The sequence below is a fragment of the Methylobacterium sp. NPDC097929 genome (genome assembly GCF_049543375.1).
Classification (GTDB): Bacteria; Pseudomonadota; Alphaproteobacteria; order Rhizobiales; family Beijerinckiaceae; genus Methylobacterium.
Genome location: NZ_JBMVEP010000013.1, coordinates 23,673 through 44,350 on the forward strand (window position 1 = coordinate 23,673; position 20,678 = coordinate 44,350).

Annotated in this window: 21 protein-coding genes and 1 tRNA gene; 13 read left to right on the forward strand and 9 right to left on the reverse strand. The window is 69.7% G+C overall.

All coding sequences use genetic code 11. The features are described from left to right. Nucleotides 1-94: 94 nt before the first annotated feature. A complete protein-coding gene (locus tag ACPCJR_RS22135) occupies nt 95-1,135 on the reverse strand; it encodes an ABC transporter ATP-binding protein (RefSeq protein WP_391515222.1) in 1,041 nt (346 codons plus the stop codon). A gap of 303 nt (nt 1,136-1,438) precedes the next feature. On the opposite strand from ACPCJR_RS22135, the gene ACPCJR_RS22140 reads away from it, so the two are divergent. Continuing rightward, nucleotides 1,439-1,512: transfer RNA gene (locus ACPCJR_RS22140), tRNA-Gly, on the forward strand. 461 nt (nt 1,513-1,973) lie between these two features. Here the strand turns inward: ACPCJR_RS22140 and ACPCJR_RS22145 are convergent. After that, nucleotides 1,974-2,243, reverse strand: a complete 270-nt coding sequence (locus ACPCJR_RS22145) for a hypothetical protein (RefSeq protein WP_238231244.1) — start codon at nt 2,241-2,243, stop codon at nt 1,974-1,976. 88 nt (nt 2,244-2,331) lie between these two features. Here ACPCJR_RS22145 and ACPCJR_RS22150 point away from each other — a divergent pair, with 88 nt between their 5' ends. Both ACPCJR_RS22150 and ACPCJR_RS22155 read left to right on the forward strand, forming a co-directional pair. Further along, entirely contained in the window at nt 2,332-3,681 is a 1,350-nt protein-coding gene (locus ACPCJR_RS22150) for a hypothetical protein (protein ID WP_238231242.1), read from the forward strand. A gap of 24 nt (nt 3,682-3,705) precedes the next feature. Then, complete coding sequence (locus ACPCJR_RS22155) at nt 3,706-3,939, forward strand: primosomal replication protein (RefSeq protein WP_238231241.1); 234 nt, start codon at nt 3,706-3,708, stop codon at nt 3,937-3,939. A 2-nt stretch (nt 3,940-3,941) separates the two neighbouring features. Here the strand turns inward: ACPCJR_RS22155 and ACPCJR_RS22160 are convergent, their stop codons facing one another. Together ACPCJR_RS22160 and ACPCJR_RS22165 are read right to left on the reverse strand one after the other, a co-directional pair. Further along, nucleotides 3,942-4,412 (reverse strand): hypothetical protein, encoded by a 471-nt coding sequence (locus ACPCJR_RS22160; protein ID WP_238274357.1) that lies wholly within the window; start codon nt 4,410-4,412, stop codon nt 3,942-3,944. Between the two features lie 2 nt (nt 4,413-4,414). Then, nucleotides 4,415-4,813, reverse strand: a complete 399-nt coding sequence (locus tag ACPCJR_RS22165; RefSeq protein ID WP_238231237.1) for a hypothetical protein — start codon at nt 4,811-4,813, stop codon at nt 4,415-4,417. Nucleotides 4,814-5,261: 448 nt separating this feature from the next. On the opposite strand from ACPCJR_RS22165, the gene ACPCJR_RS22170 reads away from it, so the two are divergent. The 7 genes from ACPCJR_RS22170 to ACPCJR_RS22200 all read left to right on the forward strand — a co-directional run bounded on the left by ACPCJR_RS22170 (nt 5,262) and on the right by ACPCJR_RS22200 (nt 10,460). After that, complete coding sequence (locus ACPCJR_RS22170; protein WP_238231236.1) at nt 5,262-5,795, forward strand: hypothetical protein; 534 nt, start codon at nt 5,262-5,264, stop codon at nt 5,793-5,795. An 85-nt stretch (nt 5,796-5,880) separates the two neighbouring features. After that, on the forward strand, nt 5,881-8,460 hold the full coding sequence (locus ACPCJR_RS22175; RefSeq protein WP_238231234.1) for an AAA family ATPase: 2,580 nt from the start codon (nt 5,881-5,883) through the stop codon (nt 8,458-8,460). A 13-nt stretch (nt 8,461-8,473) separates the two neighbouring features. After that, complete coding sequence (locus ACPCJR_RS22180) at nt 8,474-8,716, forward strand: hypothetical protein (protein WP_238231232.1); 243 nt, start codon at nt 8,474-8,476, stop codon at nt 8,714-8,716. A gap of 30 nt (nt 8,717-8,746) precedes the next feature. Then, nucleotides 8,747-9,121 (forward strand): hypothetical protein, encoded by a 375-nt coding sequence (locus ACPCJR_RS22185; protein ID WP_238231230.1) that lies wholly within the window; start codon nt 8,747-8,749, stop codon nt 9,119-9,121. 258 nt (nt 9,122-9,379) lie between these two features. After that, nucleotides 9,380-9,634, forward strand: coding sequence for a hypothetical protein (locus ACPCJR_RS22190; RefSeq protein WP_238231228.1), 255 nt, complete (start codon nt 9,380-9,382; stop codon nt 9,632-9,634). Further along, nucleotides 9,631-10,074: a hypothetical protein gene (locus ACPCJR_RS22195; RefSeq protein ID WP_238231227.1), complete on the forward strand. Its 444-nt coding sequence runs from the start codon at nt 9,631-9,633 to the stop codon at nt 10,072-10,074. The genes ACPCJR_RS22190 and ACPCJR_RS22195 overlap by 4 nt, the downstream gene beginning before the upstream one ends. A 38-nt stretch (nt 10,075-10,112) precedes the next feature. Continuing rightward, complete coding sequence (locus ACPCJR_RS22200; protein WP_238231225.1) at nt 10,113-10,460, forward strand: helix-turn-helix domain-containing protein; 348 nt, start codon at nt 10,113-10,115, stop codon at nt 10,458-10,460. A gap of 322 nt (nt 10,461-10,782) precedes the next feature. On the opposite strand, the gene ACPCJR_RS22205 is transcribed toward ACPCJR_RS22200, so the two are convergent. From ACPCJR_RS22205 to ACPCJR_RS22225, 5 genes are all read right to left on the reverse strand, one after another. Continuing rightward, nucleotides 10,783-11,364, reverse strand: a complete 582-nt coding sequence (locus tag ACPCJR_RS22205; RefSeq protein WP_238231224.1) for a hypothetical protein — start codon at nt 11,362-11,364, stop codon at nt 10,783-10,785. Next, nucleotides 11,364-11,579, reverse strand: coding sequence for a DUF7220 family protein (locus ACPCJR_RS22210; protein WP_238231222.1), 216 nt, complete (start codon nt 11,577-11,579; stop codon nt 11,364-11,366). Before ACPCJR_RS22210 ends, ACPCJR_RS22205 begins: the two co-directional genes overlap by 1 nt. 239 nt (nt 11,580-11,818) lie before the next feature. Beyond that, nucleotides 11,819-13,032 (reverse strand): IS3 family transposase gene (locus tag ACPCJR_RS22215; RefSeq protein WP_238231220.1). Its coding sequence is split into 2 segments (ribosomal slippage): nt 11,819-12,753 and nt 12,753-13,032, totalling 1,215 coding nucleotides; the frame shifts between segments, so codons are not numbered across the junction. A 386-nt stretch (nt 13,033-13,418) separates the two neighbouring features. After that, complete coding sequence (locus ACPCJR_RS22220) at nt 13,419-13,739, reverse strand: hypothetical protein (RefSeq protein ID WP_238231218.1); 321 nt, start codon at nt 13,737-13,739, stop codon at nt 13,419-13,421. Between the two features lie 75 nt (nt 13,740-13,814). Further along, entirely contained in the window at nt 13,815-14,030 is a 216-nt protein-coding gene (locus tag ACPCJR_RS22225; RefSeq protein WP_238231217.1) for a hypothetical protein, read from the reverse strand. Between the two features lie 460 nt (nt 14,031-14,490). Between ACPCJR_RS22225 and ACPCJR_RS22230 the strand changes: the two genes are divergently transcribed. The 3 genes from ACPCJR_RS22230 to ACPCJR_RS22240 all read left to right on the forward strand — a co-directional run bounded on the left by ACPCJR_RS22230 (nt 14,491) and on the right by ACPCJR_RS22240 (nt 20,505). Further along, entirely contained in the window at nt 14,491-15,663 is a 1,173-nt protein-coding gene (locus ACPCJR_RS22230) for a hypothetical protein (protein WP_238231215.1), read from the forward strand. 77 nt (nt 15,664-15,740) lie between these two features. Continuing rightward, on the forward strand, nt 15,741-18,320 hold the full coding sequence (locus ACPCJR_RS22235) for a sensor histidine kinase (RefSeq protein WP_238274355.1): 2,580 nt from the start codon (nt 15,741-15,743) through the stop codon (nt 18,318-18,320). Between the two features lie 109 nt (nt 18,321-18,429). Next, nucleotides 18,430-20,505 carry a hypothetical protein gene (locus tag ACPCJR_RS22240; RefSeq protein ID WP_391515182.1) on the forward strand — a complete coding sequence of 692 codons (2,076 nt, stop codon included), beginning with the start codon at nt 18,430-18,432 and terminating at the stop codon, nt 20,503-20,505. Nucleotides 20,506-20,678: the final 173 nt, after the last annotated feature.

Consider the following 20,678-nt stretch of genomic DNA (forward strand, 5'->3'; position numbering starts at 1 on the left):
TGCGCCGAACATCGCCGTTGCGAGAGCGGTGTTATACAGGCGTGATCGGTCCGGCAAGGCTGCTTTGTTTATAGATATTCCAAAGAAGAGCGTCCTATACCGTCTCGTCGCTTTCCGGAAACACGAGGGCGTGCTCCTCGACGAGGTGCAAGCCCACGGTCCCGGCCTCGGCCTGCTCCTGCGGGACGGTGAGGCGCAAGGGCGCGTCGAGGCCCGCCACCGCTACGTCGAGGCGCCGGTTCGGCCCGGCGAAGGCACGGCGCAGGACTCGTCCCGTCACCTGGCCCCGGGCATCCTCGTCCGCCGGCACGACGCGAATCGCCTCGGGCCGCAGGCACACGCGCACCGCGCCCTCCGGTACGGAGGCGGGCAGGGGGCACGTTCCGAGCGGCGTCGTCACCCGTCCCGCGGCGGCGCGTCCGGCCGTCTCGACCACCTCGCCGAGGGCGCGCGCGGCGAAGACGTTCGCCGGGGTGCGATAGAGGGTTTCGGCGCTGCCGCACTGGATCAGGCGGCCCGCGCGCATCAGGGCGATGCGGTCGGCGAACTCCACCGCTTCGGCGGCATCGTGCGTCACGAGGATCGCGCTGATGCCGGCTTGGCGCAGGACTCCGAGCGTGTCGGCCCTGACGCGCTCTCGGGTGCCGGAATCGAGGTTCGAGAAAGGCTCGTCGAGGAGCAGCACCCGCGGGCGTGGGGCGAGCGCGCGCGCGAGCGCCACGCGCTGCGCCTCGCCGCCCGACAGGGTCGCCGGATAGCTCTCGGCGCGCCCCACGAGTCCGACTTCGGCGAGGCGTTCGAGCGCCACCGTTCGTGCCGCGGCACCCGGGAGGTGACGCAGGCCGAAGCGCACGTTGGCCAGGATCGTGAGGTGGGGAAACAGCGCGTAATCCTGGAACATCAGGCCGACGCCGCGGCCCTCCGGCGGCTCATCGCGTCCGCCCCCGGCGACGGCACGGCCGTCGATGCGGATTTCGCCCGCATCCGGCCGGTCGAGCCCGGCGACGAGGCGCAGCAGCGTGCTCTTCCCGCAGCCGGAATCCCCGAGCACGGCGAGGATCTCGCCCGGTCCGACCGACAGCGACACGCCGTCGAGGGCGAGCGATCGGCCGTAGCGCCGGCTCACCGCGCGCAGCTCCAGGCGCGCCGCTCCGGTCCCATCCCGGGGCGAATCGAGGGCATCCTCGCCCTCGGAGCGGTCGGCGGCTGCGTTTCGGGCACGTGGGAGCAAGGACGGGAGATCCGACGAGAGGGCCGGCGCGGGGGACGGCCTCGGGGCCGCTCCTCCCTCGCACATCGCCCGCCCCGAGACGAGCATCCTTCTCAAAGCCGTCCGGGCATGCTATCGCCGCGTCGATGCCGCACACCGATCGTTCGCGCCCTGCCGGGCCGCGGTCGGGCTTCCGGGAGACCGGGCGCCCCGCGTGTGATGCCATCGGCGGGTGTAGCTCAATGGTAGAGCAGCAGCCTTCCAAGCTGAATACCCGGGTTCGATTCCCGGTACCCGCTCCACTCCTCTCATCGCCGTTTCCTGAAGCCTGGACAGTCGCTTAGGCACTGTCCCTGCACAGCTTCGGCTTGGGCCCGACCCCCCCCCGATACAACATCGATACAACGCGCAGCCCAGGCTTCTGCGCGCTCACGATTCGTGGGGATAGCGCGTCGGACGCCGGCGCCATCGCCCCTTGCGGCGCGCCGATTCGAGGTCGATCCTGGCTTCCGGCAGGTGCGGGCGCAGGCGAGAGCCGAGGCCCCTAGCGAACGCCGAAAGGCTTGCCGGGACCGCCTACGCCCACGGGCTAGGGCACCCGGCATAAGACACAGGCCACCCAGACCGCCGGACCCCGGGCGTGGGAGAGCCGGCGCCATCGGGCCTACGGGCACGGTCCCCCTTCAGGGGTCAGGGTATCCCCCGAGAGCTTCGCCCCGAGGCCGATCCCGGCCGGACGGCCCCCGAAAGGGGCGCTCTCGTTTCAGGGGTTCGCCGCGGCCAGTTCCGCCTCCATCTCCCGGAAGCGCGCCAGGGCCCGCGCGGCCTCGGCCTCGTCGACCGGAGGGCACGGCGGCTCCGGGTATGCGGCCGCCCGTAGCTCCATGAGGACGATCTCGCACCAGTGGTCGAGGAGGTCCTCGCGCAGGCTCGGGTAGGCCTGGACGAGGCGCACCAAAGTGGCGTTCCGGTCGGCCTCGCCCTCGGCGAGGTGGAGCTCGAAGATGATGTCGCTGCGGTTGGCTTCGGTCATGGCATGTCTCCTTGTCCCTGCAATCGAAGCGAAGCCCCGGGACCGGAAACGGCAATCGGCATTCAGGACAGGATGTCGCAGGAAGCGATTGCCGAAGCCTGACCGCGACAACGTCAGCCGGGTCATCCGCCCAGACGAGGCTGCCGCCCGACGCCAGCGCATCGTAGGATTGACCGAACGCCCAGGGTTTGCATCCATCCCTATCGTGCGGATTGCGTCGGCTCGCCTCGCACGGGCACGCAAGGGGGATATGATGGGACGTCTGATGCTGGTGGCGTTGGTGGCCACGGTCGCCGCTACGGAGGCGAGGGCCGAGCCAGACTACGTCGCGCAGGCGTCGCAGCTATCCTGCTCCGCCCTCACCAGAAGAACGGTCGATTCACGAGCTTGGCGTCAGGGGGGAACGCCGGACGGCTCTCCCGACGCTCCGTTCGGCGTTCCAGTCTATGCGTGGACGAAGGATGTCTGGAGAGCGTTCCAAAACCGTGCCGTCGAATGCAACAAGGACAAGCAGGCCATCGAGGGAAGCGTGATCACCGCCCTCATCTCGTCTTCGTATAGGGAAAACGGTGCTCTCGCAGAGCAGGCGGCGGAAGGACGTGACGGGCTGCGATCCTGGAAGCTTTCAATCCTTAATGGAGCGAGAAACGCCATTGACGCAGGTGGCACGACCGAGGAGCTATCGGCGAAGCTCGACGGGCTGCGCCGGCTAGCGGCTGCTCCTCCGTCAACGGCATCCGCCAAGCGCGGCGGTGTCCGAGGCACCAATGCCGGGGGCACACCCATTGCGCAGGCGGACATCGACGAGGTCAACGCGGCGCTACTCAAGCTGGAGGACAAGATCCGCTCGTCCCGCCTTGCCGAGGCCGAGGCATGGGAGAAGGGCAAGTCCGACCGAGATGCGAAGGCTGAGGCGGATAGGGCTGACGCAGCCCGACGCGCGGCGGATGACGCACGCATCCAACGGTTCATGAGGGAGAAGGCCGAGGCGGAGGCCACACAGCGCGCCGAGGTCGAGGCTAAGCTTCGTCGTGAAGAGCGTGACAAAGCCGAGGCCAAGAGGGCTGAGGACGAACGCCTCAAGGTCGAGCGCGAAGCGCGACTTGCTGCCGAGAAGGCCGAGGAAACCAAGCTGGCGAACGAGCGGATGGCCAAGGCATGCCCGTCCTTGCAGGCCAAGAACGCCTACTACGACGGCCGGATGAAGCGGTCGATGGAGCTTGGAGAGAAGCTCAAGAACGCTCCCGAAATCTCCCTCAACGGCCCAGGCCCTGCGTGCCCCTTCCTGAACGACCAGATTTCGATCTACCGTGAAATGCATGATGATCTCTATGCCTGCCTTGGCTCTGGGGAGCCCCAAGTGAAGCAGGCGGTCGAGAACATGACGGGAATGGTCATGCTGTTTACTCAACAGAAACAGGGCATCGGTTGCCCGTAACCCTGATTGAGGGGAGCAAGGTCTATGGCCACGACACCTAAGCCGTTGACGGACGACCAGATCGAGGCACTGAAGCGCGCCCTGGCCACCGCCAGGGTCCACCACAAGAACCAGGCGCCGATCATCGACAGCCATACCGACGACCCGACGATCCTCGATCCCCTCCATGCCGAACGCGCCAAAGAGCAGCGGGGCTGGGAGGAGCTTCAGGAGATGCTGGACGATGCTGAAGGTGTCGTCATCCACCCTCGGGAGTAATCCTAGACGTGGGACTCCCGCCTCTCGGCATCCGCGTTCTGCCGCAGCCGGATGCGCCGGGCGGCGTCCATGCAGCCGTTGTCGTGCATGCACGCGTCCCGGGGCGAGCACGGCTCCGTCAGGTGCCAGCCCCGCGGGCGGCCGTCGCCCCAGCCCGACGGCGGCCCGTAGGACGCCCCGACGCATGCGGACACCGCTGCGTCGAAGGCAGCGGATATCGCCGCTTCCCTCCGGGCGTGCTCGCGGTCGAGATCTTCGGTCGCCCGGTTGAGTTCCTCCCAGGCGAGCTCCAACGCCTCGTCGGCCTCCTTACGGAGGGTCCGCTCTCGGTCGAGCGCAGCGGCGGCTTCCTCAATCATGGGCTTGCACGACTTCACGCCCACGTAGCGGCTGCCCCGGTCGCCGAGGCAATCGTCGTTCGCGGAGACCTGCAGGCGCAGGTCGAACCGGTCGCGCAGGGTCTGCCCGTCCATGGTCAGATGCGCTCCATCATGAGGAGGCGCTCGATGGCGCGGTCCCTGCCTTGCTGGAACTCGGCCTCCCCGTCGTCCGGGTACCGCCTGAGGGCATCGTTCCAGCCGGCCCGGTACAGGGCCTTGAGACCGTCGCCGCGCACGAAGCCCGCGTCACGGAGGACCTGCAGGGCCTTGTCGATGGGGTGCACGTCGGCGGCGAGAACCTGCCCAACATCCAATGCCGCCTCGAAGGCGTCGAAGTCCGACATCGCCCGCAGCGCGGCGATGCGCTCCACCTCGGCCTCGGCCCGGCGTCGATGCCGGAGCTCCAGGACCGCCCCGTCGAGCCGCCCGGCATCCTCGTCCCCGAGCCCGGCGACGGCGCGCGCGAGCTCGTCCAGTTCGGTGTCCGTCAGCATGTCCCGGTCCCTTCCCATCAGGGAGGGTACGGGGATCCCCGGATTCGTACAGGGACGCGCCCGGGCGGTTAACGAGGTCTCCGAAAGCCGCGCCGGGACGTCCTACGGGGGAGACGTTCGATCCCGCCCTCGCTCAGGGGGCGTCCCCTGCAGGAGACGTTTCCGGACCGGGACTGGTTAACGCCGGGGTCCGCGGGCGGCCGGCGATTGACGCGTATATCAGTCACCGATTTTCGGCGGCAGAGCGGCCCAAAAATCGGTGACTCGTATATAACGCAATCGGGCTGGGCATTTAAGCGACCCCGTTAACCGCGTCCGCTCAAATGCCTGGCCTCGCCCTGCGGGCCATACCGATGTCGGTATGCGGGCTCTCCTATACCGACATGGGTATAGGAACGGACACGCCAGGCCGGTGGCGCGCCGCCGGGGCCGTGCTATCCGGAGGGACATGGAGATCGTGCTCGACTACATGCCGGCCGACCTGTGGCCGTGCCCCGCCGGATGGACCGTCGTCGGGCGCGTCGGCCACCAGGCGCTCGCCTACGACCCGGAGCGTCAGCCGTTCCTCCTCGGGGACGGCGGTCCTGAGCCGCTCGACCCCGCCGAGGTCAACGCGGCCCTCGTCGACGCCGTCGCGGCCGCGGCCATGAAGGTCTGGCCGGGGGGATGGACGAACGCGCTGCCGCTGGCCTTCGGCCTGAACCGGCGCACGACCCAGCCGGACAAGATCGCCAAGAAGGGGCTGAACCCGGTCGTGCTGCGGTCCCTGGCCTTCGCGGCGAACGAATACGATGCGCCCGGCATGGGCGCCCTGCTGTCGGCCCTGGCCCTCTACGCCGACCGCTACGCGGAGGGCGGCGACAATCCCTTCGAGACCCTGGGCAACACGAAGCGCGCCGTCGCCAACGCGTTCGACCTGCTCCTCGACGTCCGGAAGGGAAAAACGTTCAAGCGCAACGCAGACGAAGGATCGGACTCATAATCCTTTAACGGATGGGCTGCTAAGAGGGGGGCTCCTCAGCCTAGGTGACGATCCTGTCGCGCCAAGGCCAACACGGTGTCTTCCGATGAAGCAGCCCCCCTCGAAGGGTGCGGCGCCGCTTGAGCACGTCCTGGCCGGGCAGGCCGGACTGCACCGCGGCCGCATCCCCAGCGACCTCTCAGCCCGCATCCTCGCCATCGCGCCCTCGACGGCGCGCCGCAACCGCGCGGCCGTCCTGCGCGAATGCGGCGGCGACGCGTTTATCGCCGCCCTTTGCCTGTCCCTGCACGCGTCCGGCCTGGACACGCTTGCCTCGCCTGCCGGGACCGGCGACGAGGCCATGTTGGAGCCCCTGTCCCTCGCCTGGGGCTCGCTCCGGCGCACCGAGGCCACGTGGCGTACGATGGGGCTCTGGACGCCGGAGATCCCCGGCGTGAACGCCCCGGCGCGCGCCGTCCTGCATGACGCCCTGACGCTGTATCTGCACATGCTCGGCTACGCCGCGGCGACGCCGGTCCTCGTCGACACGCTGTGGGCCTACGCCCGGAGCGGGAGCGAGCACGCCCCCGCCTTCGTCCTGCGCGCGTCCGGAACGGCGCTGCTCGACGAGGGGGGCGACGACGCGTTGCCGGAGATCGTCCCCTTCTACGACCCGACTGACCCGCTGGGCATCGCCGAGGTCCACGCCAAGACGTTCCTGAGGTCGACGAACGCGGCGGCCCTGCCGGCGCGCCCGACGCACGCCGAGGAGATGGACGACGACCGTGCGGGCGTGAACCGAGAGGAGGCTCCGGACGCGGCCGACGAGGCACTCTCCCCCGTCGAACTCGCCGTCCTCCGCCAGCTCGCCCGCACGCTCGACGCGGTCCCGGGGCTGCGGCAGGCGCTCGCGGAACGGGACGTCGTCGTCACAGTCGACGTCCCGGAGGCCTTGTCGATCCTCGCCCTGGACGGCAGGTCGAGCATCGCGCTCGGCCTGCCGCTTGGACTGCGGAAGCACCTCGTCAAGGACGCGCCCAAGGGGAGCGACCGGGACCGGCGGGCGTGCGAGTTCCTGGCCCTGCTTAGGCATCCAGGCGCGATCCTGTGCCTTTCGCCTGACGCGGCGTCCCATCTGCCGGCTGCGGCGCTGCTGGCGGCGGAGCACCGCCTGACGCTGGCCCCCATCGACACGTCCGACGTCGCCGCCGCGATCCGCTCGACGACGGGCGCCGCCTGCTCCCCCCAGGACCGGCGCGCGCTCGACGGGCTGCGCATCTCCGCGGAGCACCTGGCGGTGTCCATCCGGCCCGGGCGGGCGCCGGCGGACTGCGTCGCGCATCTCGTCCGCCTGGCGGCCCCGCCGGCGCCGACGGGCCGCGGGCGGGACATCACGCTGGACGAGCTCCACGGCTGCCGCGAGGTCGTGGCGTACGGCCGCGAGGTCATCCGCGACCTCCAGGCGTGGAGGGACGGTGCGCCCTGGTCTTCGGTCGCAAGCGGCGCGCTTCTGTCCGGGCCACCCGGGACGGGCAAGACCCTGGGCGCCCAGGCCATCGCCGCCAGCGCGGGGATTCCCCTCCTGGCCGCGTCGCTGGCGCAGTGGCAGTCCGAGGACCAGGCGCATCTCGGGACGACGCTGCGGGCGATGAGGCGCTTCTTCGCCGAGGCCAAGGCGCTGGCGGCCGGGAAGCGCGGATGCCTGGTCCTTGTCGACGAGTGCGACGTTTTCGTCGACCGTCGTACCGTTAGGCACGCGCACGCCGACTACGTCCTGGAGATCATCAACGCGTTCCTCGAATGCCTGGACGGCGTGGGCGGCCGGGAAGGCGTCATCGTCGTCGGGACGACCAACGACGCCAACCGCATCGACCCGGCCATCCGTCGCCCGGGACGGCTTGGGCGCCACATCGAGATCGGGCTGCCGGACGCCGGGGAGCGCGTCGAGATGCTGCGCGTGCGCCTCGGCGACGACCTGCCCGGCGCCGACCTGATGCCGGTCGCGTACCGGACCGAGCGCTACACCGGGGCCATGATCGAGGCCCTCGTCGAGGACGCCCGCCGCCGGGCAAGGCATGCCGGGCGCCCGCTGGCCCTCGACGACCTGCTCGCGGTGGCGGGCACGGGCGACGAGGCGACCCCGGCCGCCGTCCTCGACCGGATCGCCGTCCACGAGGCCGGTCACGCCCTGCTGGCTTACCTGGAGGAGCCCGGACGGGAGATGGTCCTGGCCCTGCAGACGCGCGGCGAAGAGCGCGGATGGATGGCGGCCAAGGACCCGCACCAGGGCATCTGGACGCGCGCCGCCGTCGAGGAGCACGTCCGGATCATGCTGGGCGGGCGGGCGGCCGAGGAGACGCTCCTCGACAGCGCGAGCTCCGGGGCGCGCCAGGACCTCCTGACGGCGACCCGCATGGCCGTCGGCCTGATCGGCGAGTGGGGGATGGGCGGCCGCGGCCTCGTCGCGGTCGAGCAGGAGCCGTCGATGGCGCTGGCGACGGACCCCCTCCTGCGGCGGGACGTGCAGGAGCTCCTCGACCGGCTCTACGGCGAGACCCTGGCCACGGTCCGCCGGCACGCCGGCGCGGTCCGCCGCGTCGCCGACGCCCTGGTCGAGCGGCGCAGGCTCGACGGCGACGAGGTGGCCCGGCTCGTCGCCGAGCCCGCCGCGGCCCTGGTCCGCTAGGGGGGCCATCGTCGTGACGCTCCTCCAGCCTCCCAGCGACGCGGGCCAGCTCCGCGTCAGCAGCCTGCTACTCGTCTCGGCGCTCTCCCGCGCCGGCGAAGACGCCCTCCTCGCCGACGGCGTCCGCGTCGTCGCCGACATGATGGCCCGCGTGGCCTCCGGCGAGCTCGACGCAAAGGCGGCCGCCGCCGACGCGGGCCGCCTCGCCCGCTCCCTGCTGCGGACCGGATCGCGCCGCGACCCGGCCTGCCACTGACCCCCCGTCCCACCCGAAGGAGAGACCACGATGTCAGAACCAGCCAGCACCGACGTCCACCCGTCTAACCGGGCCGATGCCCGCGAGGTCCTGCGGGCGGTCTTCGCCGCCCACTCCGGCGTCGTGCTCCGCATCGAGGCCGCCGCGGAGGCCGGCGAGATCTGCGAGCTCCTGGCAGACGCCTACTGCCAACGTGCGGATCGCGCGGCCCAGCGGGCCATCCGCGGGCAGATGTCGCCAGAGGAAGCCTCGCTAGTCATCGCGCGGGCCGAGTTCGAGGCGTTCGCCACGGCCCCGCTGCAGGCCGAGGACCGCAGCATCGATCCTGTCGTGCGCTGGTTCGACGTCGTCCGGAAGCCTCGGTCCGAGCCCGTGGACGCGCCCGGAGGCTCCGATGCCGCCTGACGCCATAGCCACCCCGGCCGCGCGAATACCGCGGCCCACCCCGCGGGCGCCCATCGGCGCCCGAGCCGGCCAGACCGGCATGCCCGTCCCCGGCGCGTCCCCCCGCGCCGCCGTCCCCCTTCGTGCGGAGCGCCCCCCATGACCCCAGATCAAGCCCCCGTACGCATCCACTGGAACTTGCATTCATTGTCGTGGAGCATCCTCCGCAAGCGCCGCGTCATCGGACACGCGCCCTCCCTAGTCCTCGCCGAGTGCGTCATGCGCGCCAGCGAGGCAGGCAGGCTCCGGTGCCAGGCCGCGGCGCGCCGCGAGGTCGTGGCGACCATCGAGGGCATCATCGCCGACGGCGCCCGGCCCGACGACGCCATCCGCATCGGGTACCGCCCGACCGAGCCCGGCTTCCGCCGCCGCGACACGAACGAGGTCGTCACCGCCGCCAGCCGCGTCTGGTTCGAGCCGGACGGCACCGCCTGGGCGGCCAACCCCACCCCCTCCCTGGAGACCTGCCAATGACCGTCGCCCGCTTCCTCGCCCTCGCCGCCGTCCTGCTCGCAGCCACCGTCCCGGTCGAGGCGGCCCGCCAGGCCCAGCCCGTGCCGGAGCCGCCGCCCTTCCCGCAGCCGGGCGACCGCTTCTACCTATCCGTGCGCGGGCCGGCCGCCGGCGGTCGCGCGGGATTCGCCCGGGTCTACGCCGACCCGGTGGGCGACGCCTGGGCCGTCCAAATCACGTGCGGGACCGTCGACACGAAGACCGGCAAGGAGCGCATCGAGCTCCAGGCCATCGGCGAGGGCGGCCGGGACCGCTGGGGCAACCTGGCTTGGACCTGGACGCCCGTCGGCGGGGGCGTCACGGGCGGTGGCGGTCTCCTGCGCGAGAACGGCCTGACGCCCGACGTCCACATGGCGCCGCCGTGCCCGTCGGGCGTCGGCGAGCTGAGTTCTGGTGACTAGCCAGCGCGGGGCGTAGCCTCAACCGAAGGAGATCGACGATGCGCGCGCACTGGGAAGACCCGACTACGGACGGCCCCGAGCCGTCGGCCGAGGAACACGCTGTCGCCGAGGCCGCCCGGCGCCGGCGCGACGTCGGCGAGGCGGTGCGCGGCGTCCGGCTCGCGCGGCGCATGCCCCTCAGGCGCCTAGCCGTCGTCACCGGCATCCCCGAGCGCGTCATCGATGACCTGGAGGCGGGGCGGCCGGTCGACGTCGGCGTGGCCATCCTGGTGGCGGAAGCGGTCGGCCTCAATGTCGTGTCGGTCATGTCACGCCTCGCCCGAAACCCGACCGAGACCGTTCCGCAGGCCGACGAGGATGCCCGCCTACCGTCCCCGCTGGACTAGCGCCCCGGCCGAGTTCCGCGATCATCCCCGGCGGAGGACCTCGCCATGGACCGGACGTGCGCGACGACATGGGCCCTGTGCGCCATCGGCCTGGCGGTCGCGGGATGGGCCGCCGTGGGCACGCCGCGGCCCCTGGTGAGCACCGCTGAGCATCACGGCGGCATCCCGCGTGTGCGGGGGGAAACCCACAACAGCGAAATCGCACCGACAGTGACATTCGTCGTCGGCCGGCCTGCGACAACTTCGCCGTAGCCCCCAACGATTTCACCAACAGGGCGTGGGCGAAGGCGTTGTTGAAATGGCGTCCGCCGTTGGGGGTTCGCTAAGCGGCGATGCCGGCCGTGTGCCGGGCGAAGACGAAGGCCGAGGTCAACGCCGTCTCCAGGTCGATCAGGTCGCCCTCGTTTCGGACGGTCCAATGGGCCACGATCCGGGCCTGTTCCTGCTCGGACGGGTGCGACCCGGCGACGAGCCCGGGGCGGTCGACGCGGATGAGGAACCCGCCCATCGCCTCGATGGCGTCGGCCTCGTTCAGGAACCGGACGTCGTCGACGACCACGCGCTTGCCCTCGCCCCAGGCCCGCTCGACCTGGGCCCGGGCGAGCCGGAGCCAGACGTCGCCGCCGACGCACTTGCGGCCCCACTCGGTCCCGATGGTCTGCATGACGTGCCGGGTGGTGCAGCCGAAGCCGGGGATCTCCTCCTCCTTCCGGCCGCCGTCGACGCGGTCGAGGACCTCCGCCTCGGGCAGGCCGGCCGAGCGCAGGAACGCCGCCGTCATGCCCTTGAGGGGCGCGGCGAGGCGTTGGCGCTCGTAGCCGTGCTCGCGCTGCAGGATGCCGGCGAGGGTGCTCTTCCCGGCGCCGGCCAGGCCGACGACGCCGATCAGGCGGGGCAGGAACATCAGGACCTCCGGAAGCGCTCGAAGGCGCGGCGCCAGGCGTAGCCCCGGGCCACGCTGACGACGGTGAAGATCGCGGTCAGGGCGAGGGCCTGGCCGGCGCCGACGGGGAAGCCGAAGGCGGGGTAGACGACGAGGCCGATCAGCCACGAGATCAGCATCCCGCTGCCCGTGTTCGCGACGGTCTCGGCCAGCGACATGCGGCGGGACTGGCTCACGCGACCGGCTCCCTCGCCGGGATGAGCCACGCCCACCAGACCGGGGAAACCCACGCCGCCAAGCTCCGCCCCCGACGGGCCAACAACCGCACCTTCGAGGCAGCCGTCCGAAAGGGTCGAGGTCGCGGCTTGGGACGTGCCGGCGCCGAGATCCACGCCGGCAGCCAAGGCATCCTGCGCATGCCGGCTTAGGCACGCCGACGCCCCGCGCACTGGGATTGCCCCGGTTCGGTGGACGGTTAGGGGGCTTGCTTGATCAAGGTCGGGCTGGACGTGGCTTTTTTGGTTTCCTGCTCGAACGCAATGGGTGAGCAATAGCCGAGCGCCGAGTGGTGGCGCAGCGGATTGTAGAAGCCTTCGATGTAGCTGAACACCGCCATCCGGGCCTCGGCCTGAGAGCGGAAGCGGCGGCGAGCGAGCAACTCGCATTCGAGGGTCGAGAAGAAGCTCTCGGCCATGGCGTTGTCATAGGCGTCGCCGACCGAGCCCATCGAGGGGCGCACCCCCGCCTCCCGGCAGCGGTTGCCGAAGGCCAGCGAGGTGTATTGCGACCCCTGGTCCGAGTGGTGGATCACCTCGTGCGGTCGTCGCTGCGTGACGGCCATCTCCAAGGCATCCAGTACCAGCTCCGAGCGGAGGTGATGGGCCATGGCCCACCCGACGATCCGGCGGCTGAAGGCGTCGAGCACCACGGCGAGGTAGAGGAAACCAGAAGCCGTCGGCACATAGGTGATATCAGCTACCCAGAGCCGGTTCGGCGCCTCGGCCGAGAACATGCGGTCGACGAGATCGGGGGCGGGCCTCACCTCCCGATCCCGCCGCGTCGTGACGGGGCCGCCGCGCCGGTGGCATGCCCCGACGAGGCCGGCTTCCCGCATCAACCGAGCGATCCGTTTGCGGGAGTGCCGCTCACCTTGCATCCGAAGATCGGCTTGGACGCGCGGCGCGCCATAGGTCTCATGCGAGCCGAGGTGCACGGTGCGGATCCGCTTCAGCAGCGCGGCATCGGCCACCTTCCGCATCGAGGTGGGCCGACCGATCCAAGCATAGTATCCGGCCTTCGATACGCCGAGCGTGCGGGCCATGACGGCGATGGGGAAGTCGGCCCGGTTGGCGCTCATGAACCGGAAGACCCCGATGGCAGAACCCCGGTCTCCCGCGCAAACCAGGCCGTCGCGCGAGAGAGGATATCGCGCTCAAGCTTCAACTGCCGGACCTCCCGCCGGAGCCGGGCGAGCTCGTCACGCTCGGTCGCTGTCAGGCCAGGATCGGCGGGTGGCGGCTTGGCCTCCCGTCGACCTTCACTGCGATCAGCTTCAGCGACCCAGTTCTGAATGGTCTGGCGTGCGGGCTCGAACTCGCGAGCGAGGTCGGTGGGATCGCGGCCGGCACGGACCAGATCGACCATCTGCCGGCGGAACTCGGCGGGGTATGCGGGACGGGTCTTGGGCATCGGGAAAACACCTCACGCGAAAGCGTTCTCAGTGTCCACCGAACCGGGGCAATCCCAATCCCACATCATGGACGACAGTGTGACGCCCAAAACTCCCGAGGAGTTCAGGCAGCAGGGTTGGCGTCAGCTTTCAAGAGAGGAGGTCGCAAACCTCCTTGATTGCTTTCACACCTTGGCCGCTGCCCCGGATTGAGCCTTGGCGTCCAATGACGGGAAGCAATGGTCGGTGGACGTTTATGTCTGCAAATGCGTCGACCGCGAGGTCTCGTGCTGGACAAAAGATTAGGGACTCCACCAAGCCGGCTTCCGCCATGGGTTCGGCAGCTTCGGCGCGCGGCCGGCCTCGGCCCATTTGGATAGACGGGACCGACCCACGCGAGCATTGCCTACGCCCAGCGCTCGAAGCGGCCGGGCCTGTTGCCCTTGTTGCTGCAGACGAACATGCGGCCGGTGGAACTGGTCAGGAAGACACCACTGATCCGGGGCTGGAGAACGGAGCGGATGATGTCCTTGAACTCGTCCCAGGTGATGGATAGCGGACGCCGGATGAACAGGGTGGTCAGGTGAGGCGGCTTGCGGACGGAGAGGCCGGCTTTCTCCAACTTGCGCATGACGCCCCGGATATTGTCGCCGACGGCCCTGTTGAACTCAGCGCCGTAATCCCGGAATTCTTCCTTGGGCTTCGCTTTCTTGACTGCCTTGGCCATGTGCCCTCCATTTAAGGCTTCGCTGCTGCCGGAAAATCGGTCGTTCCACGTCGAAGGCGGCTCGACGCCCGCCCGTCACTCCTCCTCTTCGTCACCCACGGTTTCGAGTTGGTCCAGCAAAGCCCGCAGGCGCCCGGGCGGTCCTTCGAGAATTTCCTTGAAGGTCTCAACCGACTTCGGGAAGTCCTCCGTCAGCATGCCCCCCGCCTCCAGAAGGGTGAGCAGGGTCAACAGCCGACGGGCCGTGCTCGACAGCCGGCGATGGTTCCCCTCGTCATCGACCCCGGCCATCTAGGCCCGCGCCGTCTTGACCGGCACTCCCATCGCACGCGCCAGCGCGGCGGGTGCGCCCCGCTCTCGGCCGCCGTTCAAGCGGGCCGCAAGGATGCCGACCATCTCCGGTGTCATCAAATTTCTTACACATGAAGGACAAAGGCCACACGCGCGGCCCTCATCGGGGAGCGGCCAACGAGGTGAACGTAGAAAAGTTCCCGCCGTGGGTGAACAGCAGGGAAAGGCTGCGAAACCACCTGGTGTTTTTCCACCTTGACCGTACAATGCGCTCCAGGGCGGATGCTTGGCATTCCCGCCCTGGGGCAGCGTGGAAAGACACCGAATCGTGGCGGCAACGTTGGGGGATCGCCTCCGGACCATGGAGGACAATCAGCCGGCGGCGTGGGCCGCGGTCGGCGGCAGTGCCCGTCCCAACCTTCACGGCATGTTGCGCTATCCCGCGATGATGGTCCCGTGCATGCAAGGTGACATCATCGACGCCATCCTCGACGAGGTCGGCACCGGCGGCTCCCGGGTCGTGGACCCCTTCGTGGGCTCCGGGACCATCATGACCGAGGCCCTCCTGCGCGGGCTCGACTTCACCGGCGTCGACATCAACCCTCTCGCCGTCCTCACCTGCGAGGCTAAGGCCGCCATCGACGCCGGCGCCAACGTCGAGCGCGCGGCCGTCACTACGATCCAGGCGCTACGCAGCGACATCGTCGAGACCGTCGACGTCGACTTCCCATGGCTCTCGAAGTGGTTCGACGAGCCGGCGGCCCGGTGCCTCTCGCGCCTGCGCCGCTCGATCCTCGCGGTTCCCGACCAGCCGGCGCGCAAGGTAATGTGGACGGTCTTCGCGGAGACCATCAGGGTCTCCTCGAATAGCCGGACGAGCACCTACAAGCTGCACATGCGGCCCGAGGGCGACCGGGTCGACCCGGAGCGCATCGTCGCGAACTTCGAGGGCGCGCTCCGGCAAACCTTGCAACGAGTGCGCGACTATCAGGCCCTCATCGCCGGCCGCCCCGAGAGCGACCCGGATATCCGTATCCTGTGCGACGACGTACGCCGGGCCGACATCGGCACGAAGGACGACCGTCACCGTATCCTTGTCACCTCGCCGCCCTACGGCGACAACCAGACGACGATTCCCTACGGGCAGTTCTCCTACCTCGCGGTCCGTTGGATACCGGCCGAGGACCTCAAGGGAAGCGACACCCTTCGGAGCAACACATTCGCGCTCGACACCGCGAGCCTCGGCGGATCCCTCAAGACCGCCAAGGCCAACGGCGAGCGCATCGTCGGCATCTCGCCCACCCTCGACCGCCTCGTCGCCAGCGCCCATTCCGCTGGGAAGGGCCGCGGCCTGCGCAAGGTCTCGAATTTTGTCGCCGACCTCTTCGACGCCTTCGCGCAGGTTCGTGCGACCACTCCCGGCGCCGCCCATTGGGTGATCACCACCGGGAACCGCACCGCCCACGGAATGCCCGTCGCGCTGGACGAGATCTGCCGGGACATCATGTGCTATCTCGGGGGCAAGCCCGTCGCCGGCCTGCGGCGTCGCCTGCCCGGGAAACGGATGCCGACCCGCAACAGTATGGGAAGCCTGATTAACACGGAGACGACGCTGGTCGTGGAGTTCGCGTGAGCGACCAGATGGTACCGGGCAGTTCCGGCGAGGTCGCGCACCCCGTAGGCGGGGCCCAGCTCCGAGTCGGCGCGCACGTGCTGATCCAATTGGGCAGCGAGCTGGTAACGGACGTCGAGCAGGCGATCCTGGAATGCGTCAAGAACGCGTACGACGCCGACGCGAAGGGCTGCGGCATCGAGGTGGCGACGCAGGAAACTGGTACGCTGGTCGAGGTCGGGCCCGTTTCCAGGCTGGCTCGCTTCGATGCGGCGGCGGAAAGCGTCCAGGTCGAGATCGTACCCTTGCCGCCAGCCGACGAACGCGACGGGGACGAGGAGCCCGAGGACGAGACGCCCGAGCCGATGTGCGAGCGCCGCCTGTCCTACACTGGGCGCATGACCATCACCGACCGCGGCGAGGGCATGACGCAGGACCAGCTCCGGTCTTCCTGGCTGGTCGTCAGCGGGTCGGTCAAGCGAGGCCTGCCGGGCCAGCCCAAGCGGAAGACGACCCTCCAGAACCGTACGCCGCTCGGTGACAAGGGGCTCGGGCGCCTCGGCACCATGAAGATCGGCGACATCCTTCTCGTGGAGACCGCCAAGTCTACGGGCGACGACATCGCCGTCGCCCGGTTCCGCTGGGCCGATTGCGAGCGGTCCGTCACGGTCGACCAGATCCCCGTCCAGTTCGGCAGCAGGCCGAACGCCGAGGGTTTCAAGGGGACGAAGGTCACCGTCCTCGGGCTGAAGGACCTGCCCGAATGGCGCCGTCCGCGGCGGATCGACGAGATCACGGCGAGCCTTGCGAAGCTCGTCTCGCCGTTCGAGGTCACGTCGACGTTCCCGGTGTCGATCCAGCTCGACGGCCGCGACCGCTCCCTGGTCTCGGTGACGAACGAGATCCTCGACAGGGCCATCGCGAAGTTCGACTTCCGGTGGGAGGCGGACGGGCAGGGCGACATGGAGCTCGTTGCCACCGCCTACATGCGCAAGCGCCTGATCGCCGGCGAGCGCTCGAAACAGCAACGGGAGAAGACTGCGCTAGTCTTCGGCCGCGACGGCGGCAAAGGATTCCGCGACCTCCTGCTCTCGCCGAAGAAGCTCAAGGGCTATACGCGCAAGGACGTCTCGGACACCGGCCCCTGGTATGTGGAGCTCGAACGGCGCTTCCCCTGGTCCGCCATGCTGATGGACAACGAGGGCAAGATCGAGGACCCTGGCCCATTCACCGGCTCGTTCTACTACTTCCATCTCCAGCGTCAGGACGAGGCGGACAAGTCGGCCGCGGCCGGCATCGGCATCTCCTCCGACCTGATCAAGGGATTGACCGGCATCGCCGTGCTTCGCGACGGGTTCCGCGTCCGCTCGCCGGGCGATTGGCTCGGCCTGTCTGCGGAAATGACCTCCGGCAGCACCTACGGGCTCAGAACGGACAACACCATCGGCTATTTCGCGCTGAGCGGCGAGTTCAACGCGGGGTTGACCGAGAAGTCCGACCGCGAGGGCTTCGTCGAGGACGCGCCCTACCGCGGGTTCCTCCAGATCGCCCGCCAATGCCGCAAGTTCTCCAGCGACGCGATGGACAACGTGCGGCGCTCGCTCGACGAATACGCCCGCAAGCTCCAGGAAACCGGGCGCGAGGAACTCGCACGGCCCGGCAACCCGATGCGCATCGTCGAGCGCAGCATGCAGACCGCACGCGACGCTAGGTCCCTGGCCGACAAGACGGTCACGGACCTGCGGAGCGACATCGAGGCGCTCGAACGGGAGGTCATCGACAGCGGTGACGCCGGCCGGACCGCCTGGCGGGCCGTCGAACTGGCCAAGACCGCACGCGACGCGGTTGACGCGGTCCGGAGCAAGCTCGACCCGCAGGTCGAACCCGCCGACGCCGTGGACTTCCTGCGCCGCGAGATCTCCGACAAGGACGCCCAGGTCACGGCTCTATACGAGAGCGCCGCCGTCGGGTTGAGCGCGCGCGGTCTCGCGCATGAGCTCCGGACGCACTTGGCGGAGATCCAGCAACGGTCCAAGGCCATCCAGGACGCCGCCCGGAAATCCGGCAACGAGGCCGCCATGCTCCCGCACCTGCGGTCCATCCGCGGCTCGTGCGGGGCCATCGCCAATGCGGCCTCCCTGATCGACCCCATGCTGCCCCGCTCCCGGACGCTTCGGGAAACCTTCGCCGTCGCGGATTTCGTTCGGGAGTACGTGGAGAACCGGGCGATATCCTTCGAGCACGCCGGGATCGTCGCCGTCGTGGACGAGATGCCCGGGGCCGCAATTGTGCGCGCCAACCGGTCCCGCCTCCTGCAGGTGCTCGATAATCTCGTGCGCAACAGCGTTTACTGGTTGAGGCGCGGGGGCATCACGGGCGAGGGTCTGCCCGCCAAGGAGGTCCGCATCGACGTCACCGACGGGGGGTTCATCGTGTCAGATACGGGACCGGGGGTCGATCCCGCCGTCGAGGAGCGTCTGTTCGAGATCTTCGTATCCGGGCGACCCGCCGCGCCGGAGGGGCAATCGCCCGGCGGCCAGGGCATCGGGCTTTTCATCGTCCGCCAGCTCCTCGCCCTCGACGGGTGCACCGTCGACCTGCTGGACGACCTCAACCACCTCGGACGCCGGTACCGGTTCGAGGTGGACCTGACCGCCGTACTCGCCCAGCCGCAATGAGCCCGCGTAGCGACCGATGAAGCTTGAAGCAGCACTCCATTGCCTCGGCGGCACCCGCGTCATCTGGATCGATGACCATTTCAACGACACGCCGGCGCAGCTCGCGACGATGTTCATCGCCAACCTTGAGAAGGTTAAGGTCTCCGGCGTCCCGGAATTCGCTGACCTGCTCGAACGGGACGAGTTTGAGCCCGAGGCGACCGAGGGGCGCTTGGTGCAGGCGCTGACGGACATGCGCGAAGACCGCCGGGACGAGGTGAAGGCCATCTTCTTCGACGTCGAGAAGGCGGTCGAGGGATTCCCGGTCGACGAGCTCTCGACCGCAGCCGTGGAACGCGCCTGCTCCCTCCTAGCCATCGCCGACAAGGACCGGTGGACCTTCGACGGCGTCGAGCAAAAGATCCGGGACACCGTCAGAGAAGGCGACGGGAACGTCAGCTATATCGTCGACCTCAAGGAAAGCCGGGGCACGCGCTCGCTCGTCACGCGCGGCATGGACATCCTCAAGGTCCTGGCCACCGAGGGCTCCCGGGGCACGGCGTTCATCCTCACGCACGAGACCGTCATCGCCAACGAGGGCAAGACCGAGGTCGAGCTGAGGATGGGGCTGGAGCCCGACGAGGACATCCCCCTGTGCGTGATCTCCAAGCAGCGGCTCGCGGGCAGGGATCCAGACACGGAGGTCATGGAGGAGGCGTTCCGGGTCGCCATCAAGCGGGCGGGCCTGCGTCGCGACGTCCACGAGGTCCTGACGAAGGCCGCACCGCAGGTGCCGAGATGGTTCGAGGACGCCCGCGGCAGGTTGCTCCGCATCCCTCCGGAAAGGCTCGACGCTCACGTCGTCGAGCGGGGATACGAGGAAGGCGTCTCCGAGCTTCACGTGCTTGAGAGAACCCTCACGGCCCACATGGCCCAGAAGATGCGCAGCATGTTCGCGACCGACGAGACTGTCCGCGCGAGCAGCGAACGCCTGCGCGCGCTGCGCGGCATCAAGCTCGCTCCCGTAGAGGCTCCCCCCGACGAAGACCTGGTCGCATTCCGCAACGCCGAGACGTGGGAGGAGGCCGATCTCATCAATGCCTCCTTCGCGCCCATCGCGTCGGGCGACGTCTTCGAGCTCGATCTCTCCGAGTTCTCCAACAAGCAAATGGCCAGGAAGCGCTTCGTGCTGATCGGGCAGGCCTGCGAGATCGGGCTGCGTCCGAACGGGAAGCGCGGAGCGCGCACCGGCATCCTGCTGCCGCTGAAGGCACCGCCCAAGCCGGGCGAGGAGAAGACCGGCGCCAAGCAATACGTCCTGCAGTGCACCCTGGACGGGGTCACTCCGGTCGTCGACCTGCGTAACCCGGCGACCGTGGACCTCTCGATCATGGATCTCGCCTCCTTCCGCAGCGACGGCGCGGTTCGCTTCGACAAGGGGCAGGCCTGCCCGGCCGGGCTCCTTCCGGGGCAGGTCCGCATCTACGGGGAGCGGACCGGCTGGCTGTCGGACTACGTCGCGGCCTGCGAGGACAAGGCGGCCCGGGCGGCGGCCGCGGTCGCCGCGGCGAAGGCTGCGGCACGCCCCAGGCCAGTCGCCGCGCCCGTGCCCGAGGCCGCCTTCGCGGTTCTCGCCGCGAACGCCGGGGATGCCGTTCCGGGCGCTCCCGCCGCCCCGCCGGTGGAACCGCCGCCCGCGACGCCGGACGCGGCGTCCGCCCTTGACGGGCCCGCTTCGGTCGAGGCGTCCCCCGCCGAGCCGCCGGCGGACCTGCGCGCCGAAATGGAAGCCGCCATCGAACGGCTTCGCGATGCCTATAAGGACCAGGCATCCACGCACGGCGCCGTCGCGCGGCGCCTGCTACTTGCCGTCGCGTCCCCGGACGATTTCAAGAACGTCGCCGTCGGCGGCTTCGAGCCTGCCAAGGCCGCGAAGGCACGGCCGCCGCACGTTCCCGCGCGGGTCACGTGGCGCCTGATCCGCTGTGGCCGCATCCGCGAGCCCTTCGCGGCCGACATCCTCTCGAACTACCTGGCATCCGTCGGGCGCAACGCGTTCGAGATCGATTTCGTCCTGACGGGCGGTGGGGCCGCGCCCGCCGCGGCGGCCAAGCCAGCGGGTCCGACGGCGGTGGCGTTGCCGGCACTAAGCCCAGCCCCAGCCCCAGCCGCCAGCAGCGGGGGCGAGGCCCCCGCTGAGGTTTAGGAACCGCCGAACTCGGCAGCCTACAGGCACCCGGCGCGGCCACTCCGGGCTGGAGGGGATGCGTCCCCCGCCCCGGACTAGGTTCGGGCGGCGCGACTCCGGCCGTCCAGCCTTGGGGAGGATGAGGCCCTGCATGGCGAGGCTCGGGTCCTGCCCGAGGCAGTCGCAGAACC

What these genes read in the sequence shown, in the direction of transcription:
- ACPCJR_RS22145 (WP_238231244.1), bottom strand. Translation starts at nt 2,243, where the DNA reads ATGACCGAAGCCAACCGCAGCGACATCATCTTCGAGCTCCACCTCGCC.
- ACPCJR_RS22155 (WP_238231241.1), top strand. Translation starts at nt 3,706, where the DNA reads ATGGCCACGACACCTAAGCCGTTGACGGACGACCAGATCGAGGCACTG.
- ACPCJR_RS22160 (WP_238274357.1), bottom strand. Translation starts at nt 4,412, where the DNA reads ATGGACGGGCAGACCCTGCGCGACCGGTTCGACCTGCGCCTGCAGGTC.
- ACPCJR_RS22165 (WP_238231237.1), bottom strand. Translation starts at nt 4,813, where the DNA reads ATGCTGACGGACACCGAACTGGACGAGCTCGCGCGCGCCGTCGCCGGG.
- ACPCJR_RS22170 (WP_238231236.1), top strand. Translation starts at nt 5,262, where the DNA reads ATGGAGATCGTGCTCGACTACATGCCGGCCGACCTGTGGCCGTGCCCC.
- ACPCJR_RS22175 (WP_238231234.1), top strand. Translation starts at nt 5,881, where the DNA reads ATGAAGCAGCCCCCCTCGAAGGGTGCGGCGCCGCTTGAGCACGTCCTG.
- ACPCJR_RS22185 (WP_238231230.1), top strand. Translation starts at nt 8,747, where the DNA reads ATGTCAGAACCAGCCAGCACCGACGTCCACCCGTCTAACCGGGCCGAT.
- ACPCJR_RS22190 (WP_238231228.1), top strand. Translation starts at nt 9,380, where the DNA reads ATGCGCGCCAGCGAGGCAGGCAGGCTCCGGTGCCAGGCCGCGGCGCGC.
- ACPCJR_RS22195 (WP_238231227.1), top strand. Translation starts at nt 9,631, where the DNA reads ATGACCGTCGCCCGCTTCCTCGCCCTCGCCGCCGTCCTGCTCGCAGCC.
- ACPCJR_RS22200 (WP_238231225.1), top strand. Translation starts at nt 10,113, where the DNA reads ATGCGCGCGCACTGGGAAGACCCGACTACGGACGGCCCCGAGCCGTCG.
- ACPCJR_RS22205 (WP_238231224.1), bottom strand. Translation starts at nt 11,364, where the DNA reads ATGTTCCTGCCCCGCCTGATCGGCGTCGTCGGCCTGGCCGGCGCCGGG.
- ACPCJR_RS22220 (WP_238231218.1), bottom strand. Translation starts at nt 13,739, where the DNA reads ATGGCCAAGGCAGTCAAGAAAGCGAAGCCCAAGGAAGAATTCCGGGAT.
- ACPCJR_RS22225 (WP_238231217.1), bottom strand. Translation starts at nt 14,030, where the DNA reads ATGGCCGGGGTCGATGACGAGGGGAACCATCGCCGGCTGTCGAGCACG.
- ACPCJR_RS22230 (WP_238231215.1), top strand. Translation starts at nt 14,491, where the DNA reads ATGCAAGGTGACATCATCGACGCCATCCTCGACGAGGTCGGCACCGGC.
- ACPCJR_RS22240 (WP_391515182.1), top strand. Translation starts at nt 18,430, where the DNA reads ATGTTCATCGCCAACCTTGAGAAGGTTAAGGTCTCCGGCGTCCCGGAA.